This is a genomic window from Mucilaginibacter phyllosphaerae, assembly GCF_004378255.1.
GTDB classification, from domain to species: domain Bacteria; phylum Bacteroidota; class Bacteroidia; order Sphingobacteriales; family Sphingobacteriaceae; genus Mucilaginibacter; species Mucilaginibacter phyllosphaerae.
Window position 1 is genome coordinate 113,834 of the sequence record NZ_SNQG01000005.1, and the last position, 24,181, is coordinate 138,014.

The 24,181-nt window shown below is 44.3% G+C and carries 13 protein-coding genes and 1 riboswitch; of the genes, 10 read left to right on the plus strand and 3 right to left on the minus strand.

Annotation, left to right across the window (positions count from 1 at the left end):
* The first annotated feature begins 57 nt into the window (after positions 1 to 57).
* The 5 genes from E2R65_RS14035 to trxA all read left to right on the plus strand — a co-directional run bounded on the left by E2R65_RS14035 (position 58) and on the right by trxA (position 5,087).
* A complete protein-coding gene (locus E2R65_RS14035) occupies positions 58 to 1,584 on the plus strand; it encodes a carbon-nitrogen hydrolase family protein (RefSeq protein WP_134337109.1) in 1,527 nt (508 codons plus the stop codon).
* Between the two features lie 47 nt (positions 1,585 to 1,631).
* Complete coding sequence (locus E2R65_RS14040; protein WP_134337110.1) at positions 1,632 to 2,480, plus strand: alpha/beta hydrolase; 849 nt, start codon at positions 1,632 to 1,634, stop codon at positions 2,478 to 2,480.
* 55 nt (positions 2,481 to 2,535) lie between these two features.
* Entirely contained in the window at positions 2,536 to 3,534 is a 999-nt protein-coding gene (locus E2R65_RS14045; RefSeq protein ID WP_134337111.1) for an MBL fold metallo-hydrolase, read from the plus strand.
* A gap of 13 nt (positions 3,535 to 3,547) precedes the next feature.
* Positions 3,548 to 4,423: an alpha/beta hydrolase gene (locus E2R65_RS14050; RefSeq protein ID WP_134337112.1), complete on the plus strand. Its 876-nt coding sequence runs from the start codon at positions 3,548 to 3,550 to the stop codon at positions 4,421 to 4,423.
* Positions 4,424 to 4,784: 361 nt separating this feature from the next.
* Positions 4,785 to 5,087, plus strand: a complete 303-nt coding sequence (gene trxA, locus E2R65_RS14055; protein ID WP_134337113.1) for a thioredoxin — start codon at positions 4,785 to 4,787, stop codon at positions 5,085 to 5,087.
* Positions 5,088 to 5,928: 841 nt separating this feature from the next.
* Here trxA and E2R65_RS14065 read toward each other — a convergent pair.
* The 3 genes from E2R65_RS14065 to E2R65_RS14075 all read right to left on the minus strand — a co-directional run bounded on the left by E2R65_RS14065 (position 5,929) and on the right by E2R65_RS14075 (position 13,989).
* The gene (locus E2R65_RS14065; RefSeq protein WP_134337115.1) at positions 5,929 to 7,170 is read right to left on the minus strand and encodes an RHS repeat-associated core domain-containing protein; all 1,242 of its coding nucleotides are present in this window, start codon (positions 7,168 to 7,170) and stop codon (positions 5,929 to 5,931) included.
* Positions 7,171 to 7,836: 666 nt separating this feature from the next.
* Complete coding sequence (locus tag E2R65_RS14070; RefSeq protein ID WP_134337116.1) at positions 7,837 to 8,325, minus strand: Imm52 family immunity protein; 489 nt, start codon at positions 8,323 to 8,325, stop codon at positions 7,837 to 7,839.
* A complete protein-coding gene (locus E2R65_RS14075; RefSeq protein WP_134337117.1) occupies positions 8,326 to 13,989 on the minus strand; it encodes a Tox-REase-5 domain-containing protein in 5,664 nt (1,887 codons plus the stop codon). It abuts the gene before it with no gap.
* A gap of 82 nt (positions 13,990 to 14,071) precedes the next feature.
* On the opposite strand from E2R65_RS14075, the gene E2R65_RS14080 reads away from it, so the two are divergent.
* The 5 genes from E2R65_RS14080 (at position 14,072) to E2R65_RS14100 (ending at position 24,176) form a co-directional block, all read left to right on the plus strand.
* Positions 14,072 to 17,173 (plus strand): PKD domain-containing protein, encoded by a 3,102-nt coding sequence (locus E2R65_RS14080; protein WP_262712270.1) that lies wholly within the window; start codon positions 14,072 to 14,074, stop codon positions 17,171 to 17,173.
* Entirely contained in the window at positions 17,170 to 18,192 is a 1,023-nt protein-coding gene (locus tag E2R65_RS14085; protein WP_134337119.1) for a PorP/SprF family type IX secretion system membrane protein, read from the plus strand. The genes E2R65_RS14080 and E2R65_RS14085 overlap by 4 nt, the downstream gene beginning before the upstream one ends.
* Before the next feature lie 104 nt (positions 18,193 to 18,296).
* The gene (locus E2R65_RS14090) at positions 18,297 to 19,661 is read left to right on the plus strand and encodes an autotransporter outer membrane beta-barrel domain-containing protein (protein WP_134337120.1); all 1,365 of its coding nucleotides are present in this window, start codon (positions 18,297 to 18,299) and stop codon (positions 19,659 to 19,661) included.
* Positions 19,662 to 19,891: 230 nt separating this feature from the next.
* A riboswitch (SAM riboswitch) is annotated at positions 19,892 to 20,000 on the plus strand.
* A 100-nt stretch (positions 20,001 to 20,100) separates the two neighbouring features.
* Positions 20,101 to 20,670, plus strand: a complete 570-nt coding sequence (locus E2R65_RS14095; protein ID WP_134337121.1) for a TlpA family protein disulfide reductase — start codon at positions 20,101 to 20,103, stop codon at positions 20,668 to 20,670.
* A gap of 293 nt (positions 20,671 to 20,963) precedes the next feature.
* Positions 20,964 to 24,176, plus strand: coding sequence for a SusC/RagA family TonB-linked outer membrane protein (locus tag E2R65_RS14100; protein WP_134337122.1), 3,213 nt, complete (start codon positions 20,964 to 20,966; stop codon positions 24,174 to 24,176).
* Positions 24,177 to 24,181: the final 5 nt, after the last annotated feature.

The following is a 24,181-nucleotide window of genomic DNA, read 5'->3' on the forward strand; positions in this document are numbered from 1 at the left end:
AATCGTTAACACGCGGCCCAAACCCAAACATTTAGCCGGCAACGGGGTTACAGAAAAATGGATTTGCAAAGTATTGAAATGCGCAACCTGGAGGTACAAGACTACCAGGAACTTAAAAAGTCAATGAAATCGGCTTACCTGGATATGGACGAGGACTATTGGGATGCCGCTTCGATCAAAAAACTCATTAAACTTTTCCCGGAAGGGCAGATATGCGTTACCGTTAACAACGTGGTGGTAGGTTGCGCTCTATCCATTATTGTTGAATATGATAAGTTTGGCGATACCCATACCTACAAGCAAATAACCGGCGACAGCACCTTTAAAACCCATACCGATAAGGGCGATGTGCTTTACGGAATAGATATTTTTGTACACCCTAAATACCGTGGCCTGCGCCTTGCCCGCCGGCTTTACGATGCCCGTAAATCGCTTTGCGAAAACCTGAACCTGAAAAGCATTATTGCAGGCGGCCGCATCCCCAATTATCAAAAATTCCAGAACGAGCTTACCCCAAAACAATATATAGATAAGGTAAAGTATAAAGAGATCTATGATCCAACCCTATCGTTTCAGTTGGCAAATGATTTCCACGTGCGTAAAATTTTGCGTAATTACCTGCCTGAAGATAGCCGGTCTAAGGGTTTTGCTACGCTTATAGAGTGGAACAATGTGTATTATGAAGAAACTACCACGGCTATCAATAATAAAACCGTAGTACGTATTGGCCTGGTGCAATGGCAAATGCGGCCATATAACAACATCAGCGAACTGATGAAACATGCCGAGTACTTTGTGGATGCAGTGAGTGATTACCAGTCGGATTTTATCCTGTTCCCCGAGTTGTTTAACACCCCGTTAATGGCCGATTACAACCACATGGATGCAGCTAAAGCCATGCGCGAGTTAGCAAAATACACTCAGCCTATTGTTGAGGAATTTGCCAAACTGGCCGTATCCTACAACGTAAACATCATTGCCGGCAGCATGCCGAAGATAGAGGAAGACTCGCTTTACAATGTGTCTTACCTGTTCAGGAGGAATGGCAGCATGGAAGAAACGACCAAGATACACCCCACCCCTGCCGAGATCAGTTCGTGGGGAATGCGTGGCGGCGACGAGGTGATAGCCTTTGAAACCGATGCAGGGAAAATAGGTATCCTGATCTGTTATGATGTAGAATTCCCCGAGCTTTCGCGCATATTGGCAAGCCAGGATATGCAGATCCTGTTTGTACCGTTTTTAACGGATACCCAAAATGGGTTTAACCGGGTTAAATTTTGTGCACAGGCCCGCGCTGTAGAGAATGAATGCTATGTAGCTATTGCCGGTTGCGTGGGTAATTTGCCTAATGTAAATAACATGGGTATCTCTTATGCACAATCCGCCGTTTTCACACCTTCAGATTTTGGCTTCCCTACCAACGGCATCCAGTCGGAAGCTACGCCTAACAGCGAGATGATCGTGATTGCAGATGTTGACCTTTCCGTATTAGGTGAACTGCATGAGTATGGCAGTGTGCAAAATTTAAAAGACAGGCGTACAGATCTGTACGGGATAACTTTTAACGGGAAGAAAATATAATAGTGCCGTTGGTTAAACTAAATGATACATTAGCATTTTGTATCCTTATGATCGTTAAGCAACACTATACCATTCCCGGTGCCAAAGGCCGCGGGATGACAGCCGATATAACTTATGATACCCTGCACCCCTACGCGCCATTAGTAATATTTGCCCACGGCATCAGGGGGTTTAAAGACTGGGGGTCGCATAACCTGGTTGCCCGGTATTTTGCAGAAAACGGCTTCCGGTTCCTCAAATTCAATTTTTCGCATAACGGCACCACAGCAGATAATCCTACCGAATTTGCAGACCTGATCGCCTTTAGCGACAACACATTTTCCTTTGAACTGGAGGACCTGAAACTGGTTATTGATTTCGCCTGCGGCGGATCGGCCATCCCGAGGGTTAAACAGGTTTACCTGATAGGCCACAGCATGGGCGGTGGTATCAGCATCATTAAAACAGCCGAGGATAAGCGGATTGCCAAACTGGTTACCATGGCGGCGATATCCGGCTTTTATAATCTTTGGCCAAAAGAGGCCGAAAAACAGTGGCGCCTGCAGGGTGTAATGTACATGAAAAACTCCCGCACGGGCCAAAATATGCCCTATAAATCATCCTTGCTGCAAGATCTGGATAACAACCCGGAACGTTTAGATATCCCGCTGAAAGCATCTGAAATAACGCAACCCTGGCTGATCATTCATGGCGACAGCGATACCAGCGTACCCCTAAGCCACGCCGTGCAACTGCATAAAGCACAGCCGAATGCAGAGTTGGTAATTATCCCGGATGCCGACCATGTATTCAATGCCACACATCCCTACGTGCTGCCTGATCTGCCGCCCCAGCTATTACAGTTTTGCGATATCGCGATAGATTTCTTTAAAAATAAGGTGCCAAGCCATCTGTAAGCAATCTTTCATCATTACATATCAAAAACAAACACACAATTTTTATAATTGCCGGATGAGTTTAACAGGAGCACAAAAAAAAGGCCGCAAATTTTTAAATCCTATTCCAACTGATGAAGCTGGTTTGGGCACCATGATCCCCATCCTTAGGGAGTACATGAACAACAAGGCCGAAAACGTACCTAAAACGCCTTTAACCATCCCTCAAACGGATCTGTCCGTCTACCAAACCCCACCTGCAAGCGGTTTGCGCGTTACGTGGGTTGGGCATAGCAGTTTGCTGATAGAAATTGATGGCATCCGCATTTTAACCGACCCGGTTTGGAGCCGGCGGGTATCCTTCTCCCAATCATTCGGGCCTAAAAGATTTTTTGAGCCGCCCCTGGCACTGGCCGACCTGCCGCCGATAGACGTGGTTATTGTATCGCACGACCATTACGACCACCTGGACAAGGCCACCATCAAATTCTTTGCCGGCAAACCCATCCCGTTTATTACCCCTATGGGCGTTTGCAATTACCTGGAAGATTGGGGCATCCTTAAAAACTATACAAATGAGGTGGACTGGGGCGATAGTGTGCTGATAGGCGATTGCAGCATCACGGCCACCCCATCCAGGCATTTCTCCGGCCGGGGGATCATCAATCGGAATGAAACCCTCTGGGCCTCATTTGTGATCAAGGGCCCGCAGCATAATATCTTTTTCGGTGCAGATTCGGGCTGGTTTCCGGGCTTTGCAGAAATTGGCGAAGCGTTTGGTCCGTTTGACCTGACGATGCTGGAAATTGGTGCCTACGGCCAGCACTGGCCGGATATCCACATGGGGCCGGATAACGCTACCAATGCGCACCTTGCCTTAAAAGGCAACCTGATGATGCCGCTGCACTGGGCAACCTTTAACCTGGCCCCGCATGCCTGGTACGAGCCCGGCGAACGATTGGTAAATTTTGCCGAACAGAAAAACATTAAACTGTTTATGCCCGAACCGGGTAAACCCACAGAGGTAAACGGCCCATATAATTCGCTTTGGTGGAAACGTTTTATGAGTAAATAAGTTAAATTGCATCATGAAAAACCAGTTGGCAATAGGCAGGCTTTTATTTATGATGCTGGCAGGGCCGCTGTGTGCCCATGCCCAAACAGTTATCCCGCTGTGGGCAAAAGGCGCGCCGGGGTTTGAGAAACGCCGCAACGAGCCCGAGCAGGCCAAAGATTACTGGGTAAAAAACATTCATAACCCATCCTTAACCGTATATGCGCCGCCTGCCGGTAAAGCCAACGGTGCAGCTGTTATTGTATGCCCCGGCGGCGGGCACCGCTTACTGGTTTATAATGCCGAGGGTGTGGCACCCGCCAAATTCTACAATAGCTTGGGTATAACCGTTTTTATACTCAAGTACCGTTTAGGCAGGGATACGCTATCGCCCTACCAGGTTGATGTGCATCCCAAACAAGATGCCTACCGGGCTATGCGCCTGGTTCGCAGCCGCGCAGCAGAATTTAATATAGACACCAACAGGATTGGTATGATGGGCTTTTCGGCAGGCGGCGAGGTGGTAGATATGGTGGCCTTTAACGGCTGGAAGGGCGACCCGAAAGCCTCTGACCCGATAGACCGCGCCAACGCCAAACCTAATTTCATCGTTCAGGTTTATCCCGGGCCGGGTTATGTACCCGAAACCATACCGGCAGATGCGCCACCGGCATTTTTGGTGGCCGCCAATGATGATGCCTGCTGCTCGTTACCTATTATTCAGTTGTTACAGCGCTATCGCGAAGCAAAGGTACCGGTAGAGATGCACCTGTATGCCCAGGGCGACCATGCCTTTAACATGGGTACCAACCGCAAGCTAAGATCTATCAATAACTGGCCGCAGCGCCTGGCCGACTGGCTGGAAGACAGCCACATTTTACAGCCCGAACGGAAGAAGATTTTGCATTAGGTTGTAAATTCGTAAAGGGTAGTTCCTACGGAACAAAAAAAGATCGTTTGCTATTTTTCTACAAAGCGGTAGCCCCGATGGGGCAGTCTAATCAAATCAATAAAATATCAGATCATAGATCTCGAATACACGCATCGAATTTTATTCGACATTAGCATTCGGTGTTCGATATTAAATTGTGATACGTAACAAATCAGTTTTATATTCCCTGTCCCATCGGGACAACCGCTTTGTAGCTCGCATAAATACACAAACATTGCGTGCCGTAGGTACGCCCCTCTCCACAAATGGCATATAAATGATAGATCCTAAAAAACGTATTCTCATTTTTATGGTTAATAGCACAAAGGAGATTTAAACAATGGCAAACTTTCAGGATATTATAGCTTCAGACAAACCCGTATTGGTAGATTTTGCGGCAGAATGGTGCGGACCCTGTAAAATGATGCCGCCGATACTAAAACAGGTTAAGGACGCACTGGGCGACAAAGTTACCATCATCAAAATAGATATCGATAAAAATCCGGCTGCTGCCAGCGCCTATCGGGTACAAAGCGTACCCACGCTTATGATCTTCCAGAACGGGGAAAGCAAATGGCGCCAAAGCGGCGTAATGCAGGCCGGGCAATTGCAACAGGTTATTCAGCAGTTTATTAAAAAATAGCATCGCTTACTGTACTGCATACAGCCTATTGACTTACTGTTTACACAAGCTGAAAGCTTGTAAAATGCATACCACAAGATACACTAATGTTAATCTCGTGGTAGCGGGTAATACGGCACAGGCATTAGCCACGAGGGCCTGTATCCGCTCCTATCGCTAACGCATGGAAATTCATTTCAAAGAACGGGGTACTGTAATTTAAAGCTTTTGCGGTAACCTGCCAACTGTTGCATATATTTTGTTCATGTTCACAAAGCCGTAAACGCCATGAACAAATTTAACACATTAATAATCAGCAACTTATTTATAAGCAATGTGCAGGGTCTAAGTTACGCTATGCTAAACTTAGACCAGTGGGGGGGTGCTGTAATTTAAAGCTTTTGCGGTAACCTGCCAACTGTTGCATATATTTTGTTCATGTTCACAAAGCCGTGAACGCCATGAACAAATTTAACACATTAATAATCAGTATCTTATTTATTAGCAATGCGCAAGGTCTAAGTTACGCTATGCTAAACTTAGACCAGTGGGGGGGGTATATCAAAAGCGGGTAATGCTTTCGCATTCCCCTAATATCATTTCCGTTTAGTGGTAATACCTGAAGATAGATAAAGCCATTTATTTATCTTCAGGCAAATAACATACAGGAATATTTTTAAACCCGTTCCAATAAATCCATAATCGACCACAAACATTGCACTGGAGAATACTTGTCATTTCTCCATATAAATCTTCAGCATCGATCAAACCTGAATAATTATCGTACTTGACATCTGAAATCATAAGTAATTCATTGGGATTTGGAATTTCTCCATAATTAATTATGTTACTGCATTTACATCTAATTGCCGGCATTGGGTTGTGGTTTTGAATCGATTACTTTAATATCAGTTATGTTTTTTGCACCCGTACCTCTAACTCTTTGTAAGATATTTTCCAAGTCAGCTGCTGTTGCGCTTGATTTAGATAAATCCACAACAATACCAGTTGCTTGATTGTTTTTATTTGCTATCGCTTTAACCATTCTGCTCACATTGCTTGTAGTTGGAGTATAGACGTCATAATTTATATTCCCATTAATTACCAAATCTGAAGTTTGTCCATCAACTGCCCTTATACCTACAGGTTTTCTAAGGGTTACGTCATAACCAAGGCTTTGCATATAAGCGCCAGCCCTTACTTCACTTTCTGAAAATTTAATACCACTTTCAATAGAAAATCTCCCAATCGTTACAAATGGAGTGCTCTGTTTTGACAAAGCTTTTCCTAGCTTTCCAAATAACTCGCCGCCAAGTTCAGCTGTTACTATATTAAATGCTGTTTCCTTAAAATACTTGTTTGCCTCACTATTATGGTAAGCTCTTTGTTCTGGGGTTTTTGAGTTGTTGGCATAGTGAGCTTCGGATATTCCGTTAAATGGGGCGAATACAACGGCAGCTGCACCATAAATTAAACTACCAATAAACTTATAAGTAGTCTTCGCACTTTGCTGTACCGCTTTTAATGGATCTTCACCTTTTTGAGCACCATCACTAAATGCTTTTGTCATACTACTTGCATATTCCAACCCGTCTTGATCAATACCATCAATCGGTCTATTACTTGCAAATTGATAAGGAGTTAATTCAGGATATTGCGCTGTTATCGGATCCACACTCAAGAACCTACCTAACCTGCCATCATAAATCCGCATGCCATAATCCTGCTGATTGCCGATACCCTTACCCACATCATTATCATTTTCCTTCCCGTTAAAGCCGTATCTGTAATTGCTGTTAGCAGCAAAACTCCTCCCCGGCTGCTGGCTGCCAAAGGCATAGTAATCCTGCGCGGTACTAATGTCGGCTTCGTAGTAATCTATTGCTGTGTTGTTAGTAGTGTGCTGCAGGCGCTTATCCGTAATCGTCGCCAGTACGTTACCCAGGTGGTTGCTCAGTTCGTACTGCCTTAGCCCCGTGGTTTGCCAGGCGGTTTGCGGGTCGCCGCCTGTCAGGTTTGCGTTTGGCTGCCACATCCCCAGCCGGCTGCTGCCGTACAGGTGCTGCTCCCGCCACGTGGTGCCGCCGGCTGCATTGTCATACACCGCCAGGGTATTGCCCTGTGCATCTCGTATATAATAGGTCGTAAGCCCGTTCTGTATCTTGCTTACCCGGTTGCCTGCCGCATCGTAGGCATAAGTGATCCCGCCGCCCCCTTTGGCTATGCTTCTGATCTTGCCGTAAACGCTCCAGTCGATGCCCGTGATCCCCGCCTGTACATCCGCCGTCAGGTTGCCGTTTTTAAATAGCGCTCACCACAATAGCGTTGCCTGCGGCCCGCGCTATCCGCTCATACGGCACAGGCATTAAACACGAGGGCCGGAATCCGCTCCTATCGCTAACGCATGGAAATTCATTTCAAAGAACGGGGTGCTGTAATTTAAAACTTTTGCGGTAACCTGCCAACTGTTGCATATATTTTGTTCATGTTCACAAAGCCGTGAACGCCATGAACAAAATTTAACACATTAATAATCAGTATCTTATTTATAAGCAATACACAGGGTCTAAGTTACGCTATGCTAAACTTAGACCAGTGGGGATAAGCAAACTATCTGCAAACTCATCGACAAGATGCTCACCAACAAGAAGTTTAAAGACTTCTTCCAAAAGAATGTGGCTACGCTCTAATTAACCCTATAGAAAAAGTTTTTAATTTGTTCATTTTATGATGGCAGAACACGATTATGCTAACACTCTTATTACGCCAATTAAGGATATATTTTGTTCCCGTTTACACTTATCCATTCCGGTTGCCAGCTTTTCTTCATCAAATTCAGTAAAGCTTCCTGGTTGGTTTTGCTGCTATTATAGTAGTCGTTTTTTGTTGCGTCAAAAGGGAGTTCAACAACACAATTGTTAGTATAGTATTCAGATTCATTGCTGCCAAGTGATACACTCAACGAAGTAACGCCAATTTCAATAAGTGTCCCGTCCCAAACACCGATACTAAACGATGTTTTAGGAAAGTCATTTTCTTTCTGTTTTATTGAAAGCATTTTTTTAATATAGTCATAGTTTAATTCGACATTACATTTTAACGCTTCTTTTTTACTGTAACCTAACTCAAACCAATTTCCAAAGTAATCGGGATTAAGTTCTTTTAGCTTGATTAAGAAGTCAAGCAACTTTTCTGTGCATTGTTTAAGTGTTTCTGGCCGCGAATACCAGTGAGCCCCTATTGTTCTAAAGTTTTCCATTTACTTTTTAGGTGTATATTTTAATGATATTCCTTTAACCCCCCGTTTTTCAAAAAGTTTTTCCATTGCATCTCTGACTGCTTTAATTTCAAAGTTCCATTCTATAGGAGTACCATTTGCGGCGCCAAGCTGATTACGGGCTTGAATAACAAGACTTTCTTGACCTTTAAAGAACGATTTAAAAGTACCTGTTTGTTTATCAACAAAATTACCTAATCCAGATTTTGCATCAAGTAATACTCCATTTCTAAATCCATCAAAATTGTAACCATTTACCTCAAATGTTTGCCCTGCTTTAACTCCAGTAATAAACTCTTGATAGTGTACAGCATTCTCCGACCAACCTGAAATGCTTTCTTTAACCCAGGTACCCGTTAATGACTTACCTGCGCTTCTTATTAGTGGCGATACTACTTCAAAAGTTTTCCCAATAAGCGTCCCACCGAGTTCACCCATCGCCGCACCAAACATAATATGAACTCCTTCAGATGTTTGAGTTTTATTATGATTAGCAATGCCTTGTAAAGCTCTGGCTGTGCCACCTGCCATTACTATATCCCAAAACGCTGTTGCCGCGCTACCACTTCCTGCCGTTAAAGCACCACCTACAAACAGAAACGCATTAATATTATGTTGTCTAATAATAGCATCGGCATTCTTAGGATCATCTTTCCTTAATTGAGTTTCATACTCTCTGATTTTTTGGGGCACTGTAGTAGCCCAATAAGGTTCAAACTCCAAACCATCCCGGTCTCTGCCTGCAATCGGGCTATTACTTGCAAATTGATAAGGCGTTAATGCTGGATATTCTTTACTTAACGGATCCACACTCAAAAACCTTCCCACCCTGCCATCATAGATCCGCATCCCATAATCCTGCTGGTTACCGGTACCTTTGCCTACGTCATTATCATTCTCCTTACCGTTAAAGCCATACCGGTAAGAGCTGTTAGCAGCAAAACTCCTCCCCGGCTGCTGGCTGCCAAAGGCATAGTAATCCTGCGCGGTACTGATGTCGGCTTCGTAGTAATCTATTGCTGTATTGTTGCCGGTATGCTGCAGGCGCTTATCCGTAATCGTCGCCATTATGTTACCCAGGTGGTTGCTCAGTTCGTACTGCCTTAACCCCGTGGTTTGCCAGGCGGTTTGCGGGTCGCCGCCTGTCAGGTTTACGTTTGGCTGCCACATCCCCAGCCGGCTGCTGCCGTACAGGTGCTGCTCCCGCCACGTGGTGCCGCCGGCTGCATTGTCATACACCGCCAGGGTATTGCCCTGTGCATCTCGTATATAATAGGTCGTAAGCCCGTTATGTATCTTGCTTACCCGGTTGCCTCCCGCATCGTAGGCATAAGTGATCCCGCCGCCCCCTTTGGCTATGCTTCTGATCTTCCCGTAAACGCTCCACTCGATACCCGTGATCCCCGCCTGTACATCCGCCGTCAGGTTGCCGATATTGTCGTACAGATAGTTGTTATCCGCCTGGCTGCCCGCTATGCCGCTGGCGGCTGCCGTACCGCTTAGGTACCTGAGTTGGTTATTGACCAGCTTGCCTGCGGCATCGCGGTTATAGTTATAGGCCATCACATCCTTCTGGCTGCCGATGCCTGCCCCCGTGCGGTTCAACGTCAGGATATTGCCGTTACCGTCATACGTAAAGGTTTCGTCGTAGTCTCCGTTTGCTGCCGGCGTGGCTGTGGCAGATGTGCTATGGTAGTTCTTTACGCTCAGGATCCGGTTCAGCTGGTCGTAACGGTACGTGCGGTCTATCCAGTCGCTCCCCAGTTTGGGGATGTTGACCGAACTGCCCGCTATATTGCCGTTGAACAGTGGTTTGAGCAGGCTGCCGGTTTGCAGCGTGGCGGCAAATGGCGTTTTGCTGTTGGTTACCGGCGTATAATCGGTATTATGGTAATACAGGTTATAGCCGTAGGCATCTTTGGCTATGGTTGGGTGCGCCGTGCCGCCATCGCCGCCTATATCGGCGGTAGCGGTTACGGCTGTGCTGTTTACGCCTTTTAGCCAGCCCTGCAGCGTGTAGGCATAGTCTGTACCCTGCACCTTGCCGTAAACATCCCCGGTCTCCGTACGGCTTAAAGGGCCGTGCAGGTAGTAGTTATAGCTTGCATCCAGCCGGCTATGGTCTTTAAGCAGATAGCTGCCCTGCAGGGCGTTAACGATGGCGCGCCTGCCCGTCCAGGCTTCTTTCAGCCTGTTCTCAGCATCGTAAAGGTAACTGTAGTAAAACTGGTCGGGCTGCCCGTCCTGGTAGCGCACCAGGTTCACCTTCCCGCTGATCAGGTCATATTCGTAATCGATCCGTTTAAGGCCGGCTTCCGTCTCTGAATTGGGCAGGCCGCTGATCTGCTGCCACAGCGTTCTTACGTTCCCGTCCAGGTCATAATCGTAATAGGTACCCCGCAGGGAGGGGCCGGTCTGCGTATCGGCATAGGTGCTGGCGGCTACTCTTTTGCGCAGGTTGTTCTGGCTGGCAAGCGATGCTATACCGTTGCCCGGCGGCGCAGGCACGTCATACCACGTACGCGTGATCTGGCTGTTTTGACCCGATGTGGCAAACTGACTGATGGTGCCGTCTGGTAAAAAATCGGCGGTACCAAGCGTAACAGCCAACTGGTTCTTCTGCCCTACCTCGGTAATGCGGCCCAGTACATCGTATTGGGTATAGCTGTAATTATTAAGCGGTGAGGCTGCCGTGCCGTACTGCTTATCGTTCTGCGAGATCACCAGCCTGCTCAACAGGTCATACCAGTACCGGTTACTGCCGCCATCCGGCGATAGCTGCAGGCTTACCTGGTTGGTGCTGTTGTAAGCATAAGTGGTGGGTAAGGTATGGGCATTGTAATACTCGCGTAAAACGGTTTCGTTAGTGGTGTTATCAACCGTTGTAGGCCCGCCTGCCGGTGGCACATTAAAGCGGTACCAGCCTTTATTCGGCAGTTCGGTGGCTGCAAAATACAATTGCGAAGCATCTGATTTGATGGTAGCCAAAGGCAAAACATGGTCATAAAGCAGCATGTGTTTGATGCTTTGTAAATTATCAGGCAGTATCACATTCGGGTTGGCTGCTTTTATGCTAAAGCCATAAGGTGAAGCAATGGCAGACCCGCTGGTTACGGTTAGTTTGGTACCGTTAAGGTAAAGCTCCGGCGTGCCGGGCACACCCAGGCTATTACCCTGAAACACAATATGCATAAAACGGTCCAGCGGTAAAACTGCCGAAATATTTGCCTGGTAGTGAGCATTTGATGGCACAAAACTGATCCCGTTGGCTACAGTCTGGTTCATCGGGAACACATTGATATCAAGTTTAGAATTGGCAATAGTTACCTGGAATGTATATTTTTCATCGCTTGTGGTTTCTATAAAATGGGTGTTTGTAGATCCATCGTTATAAAACCACATGGCAACCGCCCCCTGCGGGGCCGAAAGCACCTGCGAAAGGCTCAAGAGCGCATCGGGTACAGAGGTGGCAGCCGCAGGCCCATTATAATTCATTGGCTGCGGGTTAACCCCGTAGTCGCGTTGCTGGTCTATATTTCTAAAATACTTGCTATCAAAAAGGGTAACACCTTCCGGCGGGATAGTGCGCACCAGGTTATCAGCCTGGTCGTAATAATAAAGTGTGTAATGATAAATTTGCTGTACGGCTGTAAGCCCCGCATTGGCTTTAGCCAGTTTACAGGTATTGATATAGTTTTCCCTAAAAGCACGGCGGTTTTCGGCAATGTAGTTATCATACCCTATTTTGCCTGAACTAAGCGCAACAGTAACAGCGTTTTTCACACAATCATAAGCATCCTGCGGTACGCTGCCGTAGGGCAGTGTATTCACCAGCAGCGGTGCCGGGTTGGCCTGGCTTACCGATGCCTCATAATTAAGATAATCATCGTAAGTGAGGGAGAAGCCATACGCCTGATTCATAAAGTTGCTCAGTATCACCCCATAGTTAGCATCACTTGCAGAAAGCGCATTATTAAACAAGCTATTCATATTCGCCTTCTTATCAACATAATCGCTGTAAGTAGCATAACCGCTATTGGCCCCATCCAGAAATACCGGCAAGCTAATATCTACAGGCAGCACAAAACGGCAATTGTTACAGGATTTTTGCAGGGCAGCAAGTTCTGTAGCAGTAATGGTCATGGCAGATGGGAAGGTGGCCACCAGGTAATTATACAGGGGCATATTTGCGCCTGCTGCCAGTTGGGTTAAACTATTTAGCTTGGTACATATATCGGCATTAGTGTTACTGATAGTTTTTACTACCGATTGCTGCTGCGGTGTATATGGATAAGGCGCATCTATCAGCCAGGGGTTAAGCAAGGGCGTAAAATTGCTTAAGTTAAGCGTAGATAAGATAACATCCCCAAAAGAGTTGTAAAGATACACTGCAGAAGTCACCGGTCGTGTGCTTGCACCAAAAGGATGGTTTATATCACTTCCGGCAGTACATACCTCCAGCAGGCCGTTGCGCAGATTGGTGATTTGCTGTGCGGTTTTAGAAGCAAGATCAAGCCCTGGCTGTAAGCGTTCTATCCAGATATCAGCCATAGATGCACAAGCGGCTGCACCCTGTGCTTTTATCTCAGCCTTTGTCTGCGCCTCCAGATCGGATTGATTGGTAGCGCCTGCCTGAGCCGCAAAATTATCTTCAACATCCGGGAATCTTGTTTTTTTGTAAGCATAAACGGCCGGGCAATTATTAACGGGCGGCGTATAAGGTGTTGCCGTGAAATTTGAACACTTAGGCACCGCAGATGTTGATGTAAATTCCGTAGCCCCGCTTATATTTAAAAGGCAATCAATATTATATGAATCAATAGTACAGTTTGAATTACCGGGATCAAGGCGACTACCCATATATTCATATTCTGCGGTGCTTTGGCCGGTATTGATACTTAGGCTGATCGTGGTATTAGTAGAACTTGAGTAGTAAGGGGCTTGCTTTTTTGTAGCTGAAAAAACAAGCGTAATAGGATTAGGTGCAACAACTGTATTACCCGCACTATTCTTCAAAGTAACCAAAAGATGCAGTATAGGGAAAGTGCTAATATCGCCGCAACCACTTAATGAAGAATTAATATCCCTATCATTAATTATCTCAACCAAAACATTGCCTGAACCACTGCTACCTGTATTACTACCACCAGAGCCGCAAACAGCGCTTTTAATCAACACCGATGAAAGCGAGATATTATCAGGCACACAAAAGCTTTTTTGCGATTCGCCAGCTGCAAATACGAAAGTATGTGTCAGATCCGGATTATCAACAGCAGGCGGATAATACAAATCAACGGTTACAGCCTGCCCAACGGGCCCTGCATCACGCGTAAGCAAAATGGTTTGGCTACCCGTACAGGCAGGGGTACTGCCTGTATAGCTACGTAAGCTAAAATCAGCAGCAACCGGGCAGGAACCGGGCAACTGAAAATTCAGCTTTTGGCCCACCGGGCAAGCATTGCCGCAATTTTGGTTAGCCAGTTGGGTATATATCTTCTCTTTAAGTTCCAGGTAATAATCGCGGTATAAAAGCCATTCACGATCGGGCACACGGCAATTAGCGGCAGGCGTACAATTATTCCATATCTCTTCCGTCTGTTCATTTGAAGAAAATGAAAGCGGCACTGTTCTGAAAAATCGCGCCATTCATGTAACTGTGGATGCCGGCCAACCTAAAGTGGTTGTTTATGCACATATTTTTGCATGAGCCCGATCTGCTGCTTCGCTGATACTTCCGGTAAATGCCTTAGGCAACCAGTATTACAGTATGAATTATATTAACCCCCAAAACGCCTATGGCAAAAATTTCATCACACTTGTAGCAACCGAAGACAACACCAGGATATTTATCAGATTAAAAAATAAGGAACTTATACCCGAAGGCGTTCTGTTGGCCCATGCCGGTGATGTATATGAATATTATAATGTTGCAGACTTAACCGGAGCTTACGTACGAACCGACGGAACATCCTGCAACAATTTCGCAGTGTTTTCCGGCAATTCCGGTGTTAAAATCTACTATACAGATCTTTGTGATGCACAAACATTAGATCCCCTTTACCAGCAATGCTATCCTGTAGAAAGCTGGGGCTATACTTATGGCTACATTCCATTTTCAATGGAATCTACTGTTGCCTACCCGGTAAGAACCGGAGGACAGATAGTGCGTGTTATTGCTAAAGATGATGGTACCATAGTAAAATTTAACGGTGCTGTTGTAGCTACTCTTAACAGCGGAGAATTTTATGCAACATCAAAAGCGCTTGCACAACCTGCTTACATAGAGGCTAACAAACCGGTAAGCGCAGCACAATTTGCGCAATCACGAGACTGTAGTAACTGGCCCGACTATCTTTCAATCGGTACACTGGGCGATCCGGATATGGTTTTGCTCAACCCGGTCAATTATAATATTAAAGATATCACGATATATTCTTCCAATAAAGAGAAGATACAGCAACAGTTTGTAAATATACTGATCAAAACAAAAGATGCAGCCTCATTCAGAATAAACAACGCCCCACCTTCAAAACCTTTTCAAACCTTTACAGCCATGCCCGGCTATTCGTACATACAATTATTGCTGCCGAAAGAAGCCGACGGCAATTTTCACCTGCAGGCAGATGGCGGCTTTAACGCAATAGCTTACGGTTTTGGCGAAGTAGAATCATATGCATACTCGGCAGGGACAAACATGGCAACAAATCATAAAATTAGTGGATACAGCGAGCTATTACAAAAAGAAATAGACAATGCATGTGTAGATGATAATTTTTATTTCAGGCTTGTTTTATCTTACCTGAGCCCGAAGATTACCTGGCAACTTGATGCAAAAGAACAGCCTGTCATACAGCAAAATCCGGCGGCGACAGAAATTATGGAGAACGGGCGCACTGCTTATGTTTATCGCTTTCCTAAATCACCGGCTTATAACCAGCCTGGTAATCACGAAGTAAAGATAATTGCTGATTACAATATAGCGAAATGCGGTGCAAATAGCCAAAATATAAATTATATTTTTACCAGCCATGCTCAACCAATTCCTGATTTTAAGGCCGCTATGGATTGCTTTAACAGCTATCGCTTTACCGGCCAAAGCACCGGCGACGGCCCTTTACAATATGATTGGAATTTTGGTGACCCGGGTTCTGGCACCAGTAATACATCCGGAGAGGAAAATCCGCAACATTTATTTTCTGCTAACGGTACTTTTCAAGTAACGTTAACTGTAAAATCATCATATGGGTGCAGTGCTACAAAAACCATCCCTTTAGTGATCCAAAATTTCGTGCCCACATTCAGCAGTTCTTCTCCTTTGTGCGCAGGAAATCAGATCATCTTCACAGATTTAAATGGTTCTGCAGTATTTGGCCCTGACAAATGGCAATGGGACTTTGGTGACGGAAGCCCAATACTGGAAACTTCCATTAAAACTGCACAGCATACTTATTTGCTAAGTGGTAAATTCACCGTTCGCCTTCAATTAATAAATTCTAAGGGATGTATTAGCGGTGCATTTGAACAGATACTAACGATTAATCCCGACATTTTGGCCGATTTTACTTTTACGCAAGATTGTAACCAGGATGCGTTTACAAGTTTTAATAATAACTCGTCTGTAACCAGTAACGCTATTTTAAATTACAAATGGGATTTTGGTGACCCTCAATCTTTAAGTAATGAATCAACAGATAAAAACCCTAAACATCAATTCTCCGGTCCTGGCAATTATGATGTTTTGCTTACAGTAAATTCCGACCAGGGCTGCAAAAAAACAGTTGTAAAAAAAATGATTATTAACGGGCCACTAAAGGTTGATTTTGAAGTAATTAGTGGTTTGTCAATATGCGGCACACAGGTTATTCTTAAAAACACCTCTAATGTTACAGGCTTGAGTAGCCTGGAAGTTTATTATGATGCTTTGAACAAACCAGACCAAAAAACTATAATTTCACAACCACAAGCAGGGCAAATCTTAACTTTTGACTATCCCACTTTAACAGGAAATGAAAGTAGAATTCATCTTATAAAAGTAATTGCCTATACAACTGCCGGATGCTTTGATCAGAAAGAGGCAAGCATAACGCAATTTCCTTCTCCGGTAATTTCATTTCCAGCTGTTCAGCCATTATGTATTACCGCTCAACCATTACAACTCAAGGCTGTTGAACAATACGGGCAATCTGGCTTAGGAAAGTATTTGGGAAACGGAGTAACAGAAAGCGGGTTATTTTCTCCAGCAATTGCAGGTATTGGATCACATGAAATAAGGTTTGAATTTACAACCAACGGCAATTGCATAGATTCAAAAAAACAATTTATTAATGTATTATCAGAGCCAATAATAAATGACCAAAACTTTACCACAAAAGCGGGTACATCTATAACGCTGCATCCACAATACCAGGGAGATAATCTGAGCTATTCCTGGGAGCCTGCTACAACACTTGATCTGAGTAATATTGCATATCCTACAAGTAACGCTTTAGAAAGCACAGCATATCGCCTTACTATTACTAACGGGGCCTGTATGGCAACGGCCATAATTAATCTGAAAGTTATACACGAGCCGTTGGTTAGAAACACTTTTACACCAAACGGTGATGGAAAAAATGACTTTTGGGAGATTGATAATTTGGAGGTTTATCCAAAAGTTGTAGTTGACGTATTTAATCGTTATGGTATAGTTGTATTTCACACTACTGAGCCAAGTAATTATTGGGATGGTAAATATAAAGGGCAGAATGTGCCTGCGGGTACATATTATTATACCATCAATCTGGGGAATGGCAAGAAACCGTTTTCTGGATATGTAACAGTTTTAAGATGAGGTTCTTGATTTGCCTTTATATCTTATGTTTAATTTGTTTTACTTTTAATCAGCTGTATGCGCAACAGCGCCCTCAATACAGCCAATATATTTTTAATAATTATTTACTCAATCCGGCATTGTCCGGAATGGAGAGTTATACAGATGTTAAACTCGGTTACCGTGCGCAGTGGGCAGGTATTGAAGGCGCTCCTACCACCGCTTTCTTTTCTGTCAATGCCCCTATTGGCGGCGAATTTATTCACGGTGACCCCACCTCTTTTGAATCGGAAGCCAGTCAAAACCCATTTAGCAGGTACGACCCTTCCGAATATACAGCTTCTGATCCACATCACGGTATAGGTATGATGGTCGTATCAGATAAAGCAGGGGCAATTACACAAACAAATTTAATGGGTACTTACGCCTATCATTTAGGCATCAGCAACCGGTTAAATTTGTCGCTTGGTGTGTCGGCTGGTTTTACACATCAGCAAATAAACACAGCACTTTTAACCTTAAAAAACCAGGATGACCCTACAATTAATAATTTAAATGGTAACACATGGCAGCCGGATGTAGGATTGGGTTTATGGGCCTACTCATCAAATTATTTTATTGGATTTTCAATTCAGCAATATCTCAACCAAAAAAGTTTTAATAATGGTAATAACCCAACTACAGATATTGTAAATATACCTCACTATTATTTTTCGGCAGGTGTTAAAATATTTCTTAATGATGATATTAGCGTAACACCCTCGGCGTTGTTGAAGTTGACACAACCGATACCTGTTTCCTTTGATTTGAATACCAAATTTTCATTCCGTAATAAATTTTGGCTTGGTGCAGCCTACAGACGCAACGATGCTATTACCGGTATGGTTGGTTTTAATTTAAACTCCTTAATTAATTTAGGCTACGGTTACGATATCAATACCTCATCTCTTAGAACGGTTAACAGCGGTACGCATGAAATATTCATCGGCTTGTTACTCAATAATTTTTTTAAACTTCAATGCCCGGTTCATGGATTTTAGTCAACTATATATTTTAAAAACTATCCGTTAGAATACCATATTTTGTATAATTTTATCACATGCAGATGTACATCTGTTAATTACAACCTTAACACTCACAATTGATGAAAAAAAAATTACTTTTTATTCTATTTCTTGCTTTATCTCAAGCTGTTTTTGCACAAAATACTTTCCCTACCGAATCTGGCAGCAACGTGGGCATTGGTACGCTTTCGCCAACTAACAAACTTCACATTGTTGATGCAGCCGGCAGCAGCGCAATAAATTTACAAACCGCTACTAATAATTTAAACGAAACTATCGGGATTTCTTTTGGCACACAAACAGGCCCCAGGATAAAGGCTGCTGTGGTAGGGTTAAACACAAATGTAGATAATGCTGCAGGTGCACTTTTATTTCGTACTAATAACGGAACCACGCTCGCAGAAAAAATGCGGATAACCAGTGATGGTTTTGTAGGCGTTGGCACAACTGCTCCAACAAGTTTGCTATCTGTTGGCGGAAACTCATTCATTTTAGGTTATCAGCAGGCCGCTATACGCTACAGCCCAGTTATTACAAGCGGAACAGGTGGAATGCTGGGCCTGCAGATGATGGCCAATCCTACAGCTAATTCTACCGCAAGCTTATTCGGCATTTATTCACAAATGGGGACGGAAACGGGACTATCTAATAATATTGGGACAATGAACGGCATAGTAACTTCAATTAATAACCGCGGTACAGGTAATATTGGAATAGTGAATAATATGTTAGTAACAACACCTATGTTTACTTCAACAGGCACGGTAACAACCAGCTATGGCTTAGTAATTCATCCGCAATTAGTTACTAATGTTACTACAGGTTATGGTATTTCCCAATTAGGCAGCACCGATCTTAATTATTTTGCAGGCAACGTAGGCATTGGCATTAATAATCCTCAAAATAAACTCGTAGTTTCTCAAAGCAATTCGGTTATACCCGGCGCTCTTATAAGAGACAGTGGTACGGGCAACGCCGGTTTGGCCTTTGTTGTTCCGGGCGTATCGTTTACATGGGGAATAGATCAATCTGATAGTAAAAAATTCAAATTGTCAAATTCTTCTACCTTAGGCACAAACGATTATATTACCATAACAAACGCAAACGGTAACGTAGGTATTGGCACCACTAACCCAACAGACAAACTGGCCGTAAATGGTACCATTCATACCAAGGAAGTAAAGGTTGATTTGAATGGATGGTCTGACTATGTATTTGACAAAACTTATATTCTCCCCGGCCTTAATGATGTGGAAACTTACATACAACAAAACCATCGGCTGCCCGAAATGCCTTCAGAAAAAGAAGTGGTTGAAAATGGATTAAAACTTGGAGAGATGAATAAGCTACTAACAAAAAAAGTAGAAGAACTAACCCTGTATTTAATTAATCAGCAAAAGCAAATCGACGAACTTAAACAGCAAATTAAGTCCTTAAACAAATAATTAGTGGTGATAAGAAGATAATTAATAGCTAAAAATTATTTTTTTTTTTCCATTGGTAATTCTAAGCATAAATTTAAAACGCCTAAATACATTATTTAAGGCGTTTTTTGTTTTTAGTACATCTAATCATTCTCGTCTTTTATAATCTATTTCAACCAATTTTAATAAAAAATATAAATACTATAGAAATAGTAGATATTGTTATATATTTGCATCGAAATAGTTCTTAATAATTATCAAGAAAGACTGAGGGAAAGGCCCGATGATGTCTTAGCAACCTATACGCCACAGGTATAAAGGTGCTAACTCCTGTCTGCAGCAGTGCAGAGAAGATAATGTTCGTAAATATAGCATGCCTGTTTAGGTAATTTTTACATCGTCTTTGTCTGCTCCTGTCTCTTCTTGATTTTTTAGCCGGAATAATTTTAAAAGCATTACTATGAAAATTAAACATTTACTCATTACCTGCGCCCTGCTATTTTCGGTTATAGCAGCCCGGGCGCAAACGGCCCAACCGGCTAACACTGCAGATACCGACAGGGGCTATATGGTTAAGGTTGGCGATACCGCACCTGCAGATTTTGAACTGCAGCTTACCGACGGTACAAAAACTTCGCTGAAGCAACTTGCCGGCAAAATTGTGATACTGCAATTTACAGCCAGCTGGTGCAGCGTTTGCCGCGAGGAAATGCCCCACCTGGAAAAAGAGCTTTGGCAGGTTTATAAAGATAAGAATGTTGTTTTGATAGGTGTTGACCGCGATGAACCCCTGCAAAAAGTTATCGGCTTTAGGCAGGCCATGAACATCAGCTACCCGCTGGCGCTTGACCCTGGTGCAGCTATTTTTGCACGGTTTGCCAATAAAAAGAGCGGTGTTACCCGCAATGTGGTGATAGACCGCAACGGCCGCATCGTGTATCTTACCCGTTTATATAATCAGCAGGAGTTTTCGGCCATGCTAAAAGTTGTTGATGCACTCGCCAATAAACCAACCGCTGCCATTTACTAATACAAACACAAATTTATATGGAAACAAATATTACTCACCCTAAGCGAATTACACTCCAAAATAATTCAGCCCTGTTCATTAACCGCTTTATGCCTGCTTGCATGCCTGCCATGTGTTGCAGCTGTTAACACCTTAACAGTTGCCGGCCTAAGCATATCTGCTAAGGGCTGCTAAATATTCACAATTCATTCTTTACAATTAACTACGCCGCCAGGTTTGGCATTGCTATGGTTTTACCAGTTATCAGGGCTACATTATTTGTATAGGTATTTATATATTTTATCAAACAAACCATGTTTAAAAATTACAAATTCATACTGGCAATTGTATTGCTATTTTTAACCATACAGCAGGCAAACGCGCAAGCTGTAAAAATAAGCGGAGTGGTAACCGCACGTGCAGACGGGCAGCCGCTCCCCGGTGTAAGCATCGGTATAAAAGGCTCTGGCAACGGCACCCAAACAGATCTGCAGGGTAAATTCACCGTAAATGCTGCTGTTAACGATGTTTTACGCATTTCGTACATTGGTTTTACTACACAAGAGGTGCCCGTTACCAATGCTACCGCTACCTTACAGATAGTGTTGCAGGAAGCGCCAAACTCTTTAAACGAAGTAGTGGTAACCGCGCTTAATATCTCAAAAGATAAAAAATCGTTAGGCTACGCCGTGCAGGGGCTCAAGGCTAAAGATATTTCGGAGGCTAAAGAAACCAACCTGGTTAACGCGCTATCGGGTAAAATTGCGGGCTTGCAGGTAACCGGCAGCCAGGGCGATATGGGGTCTTCGCGCATTGTTATCCGCGGCGAAACATCTGTATCCGGCAATAACCAGCCTTTATTTGTGGTGGATGGTGTGATAGTTGATAATTCGCAGTTTCAGGGCACCAACGGATCAAGGGATTTCCAAAACGCAATATCCGACCTTAATTCCGAGGATATCGAGTCTATCAGTGTTTTAAAAGGCCCTAATGCCGCTGCTTTATATGGCTCGCGCGCAGCCAGCGGTGTAATACTTATTAAAACCAAAACCGGCAAGGGCACCAAAGGCTTAGGCATTACCATCAATTCCAACACATCCTTTGCTACCCTAAAGGTATTTCCTGATTATCAGAATCAATTCGGCCAGGGCTCTAACGGTAAATTCAGCTATGTAAACGGCGCCGGTGCCGGTGTAAATGATGGTGTGGACGAAAGCTGGGGGCCGGCACTTAACGGCCAGCTTATTCCGCAATTTTATTCTAACGGCCAGGCGGTACCTTTTGAAGCCCACCCTAATAACGTACGCGATTTTTTTAAAACCGGGGTTACCCTTAATAACGGGGTATCGTTAGCCGGCAGCGATGAAAAGTTTGATTATCGCTTATCGTACAACAACCTGCACCAAACGGGCGTGGTGCCCAATTCCTCACAAGGCAAAAATTCATTCCTGCTGAATGCAACCTATCGCCCAAACTCAAAATTAACCATTACTACCATTGCCAACTATATTAAAGATGATGCCGATAACCTGCCGGGGGCTTATGGCAGGCGCGCCACCAGCACCATGCTGCAGTTTACCTGGTTTGGCAGGCAGGTGGATATTAACCGCTTAAAAAACTACCGCGACGCTAATGGCAATAACATTAACTGGAACAACAGCTACTATAGCAACCCTTACTTTATAGCTTATGAAAACACGGTGGCGCAGCACAAAAACCGCATTATAGGGAGTGTGGAACTGAATTACAAGATCATCAGCGGCTTGTCTGCCAACTTCCGTACGGGTACCGATTACTACACCGACCGCCGCAAGATCAAGGTTGCTTACGGCACCAACGGAACGCCATTCGGCTCTTATGAAGAAGATGCTTACACCGTTAACGAAACCAATACCGAAGGGCGTTTACAATACACCAAAAAGCTGAATAAGGATTTTTCTTTCGATGGTTTTATAGGCGGTAACATCAGCACTATTTTGAACGAACAAAACGACCAGATTGCACCAAAGCTGGCCGTTGCGGGTTTATATACGCTCAGTAACTCCCGTGATCCGCTGGTTTCATCCAACTATTACGGCAAACTAAAAACGTACAGCTACTTTGCATCTGCGCAGATCGGTTTCCGTAATTATGCCTTCCTTAACCTAACCGGCCGTAACGATTGGTCGTCTACCCTGCCGGCGGCCAATTTATCTTATTTCTATCCTTCTGTAAACGGCAGTTTGGTGTTATCAGAGGCGCTTGACCTGAAAAGCGATATATTAAGTTATTTGAAATTGCGCGGCGGGTGGTCAAAAGTAGGTAAAGCCACTACCCCTTATCAGCTGATTAACTATTATAATTTTGCTGCGCCGTTTGTGTTAAACACCTCATCGGGCACCATAGCCAACCCGCAGCAAACAGCAGCTACCATAGATTTAAACCCGAATCTGAAACCCGAAACAACCACATCTACAGAAGCCGGTATAGAGGCAGGCTTTTTTAACAACAGGCTACGCCTTGATGTCAGCGCTTACAATACCAACAGTATCGACCAGATATTGGGCGTAAACGTAAGCGCAACCACCGGTTACAGCACCAAGCTGATTAACGGCGGCAGTATCAACAATAAAGGGCTTGAGGTGCAACTGGGTATTACCCCTGTAAAAACAAATGCGTTCAGCTGGGATGTTACTGTAAATTACTCGCGCAATAAAAGCAAGGTTATATCCCTTTATGATGAAGGCAACCTGCAAAACTACATCTTAGGTACTAACCGTACGGTTGATGTGCTGGCAGCAGTTGGCCAGCCTTATGGCACTTTGTTTGGTACATCATACACCCGCGATGCATCCGGCCAGATCATCATCGGCGCAAACGGCACCCCTGTTATCAACAATACCAAAAAGTACCTGGGTAAATTTACGCCCGATTGGCTGGGGAGCATCAACAATAGTTTTACCTACAAAAATATCAACGTAAGCTTTTTGGTTGATGCGCGGATTGGTGGTTCTATTTATTCTAACACCAACCGTACAGGTACTTACACCGGCGTACTGGCATCTACCCTGCCCGGCCGCGGCACAGCAAATGGCGGGTTAAGCTACTACTACCCCAATAACAATACATCCCTGCCGGCTGTGCAGGTAAATACCGGGGCCAGCGCACCGGGCGGCGCAACCGTTTATGATGATGGTATGGTTTTTAAAGGCGTAAAGGCTGATGGTACCGCCAATACTACCATTGTGCCCGCACAATCGTACTACAAGGGTTTTACCAATGTTGATGAAGCCTTTATCTACAGTGCATCATACGTTAAACTGCGCGAAGTTAAAATAGGTTACGCGCTGCCTTCGCAATGGGTTAAGGGTGTTGGCCTGCAGTCGGCCACGGTATCATTGGTGGGCCGTAACCTTTGGATCATCCACAAGAACGTGCCTAATATAGACCCCGAAACCGCATTCAATACCGGTAACGCACAGGGTTTAGAGGACCTTACGCTACCAACCGTACGTAACCTTGGTTTTAATATTAACCTTAAATTCTAATAACC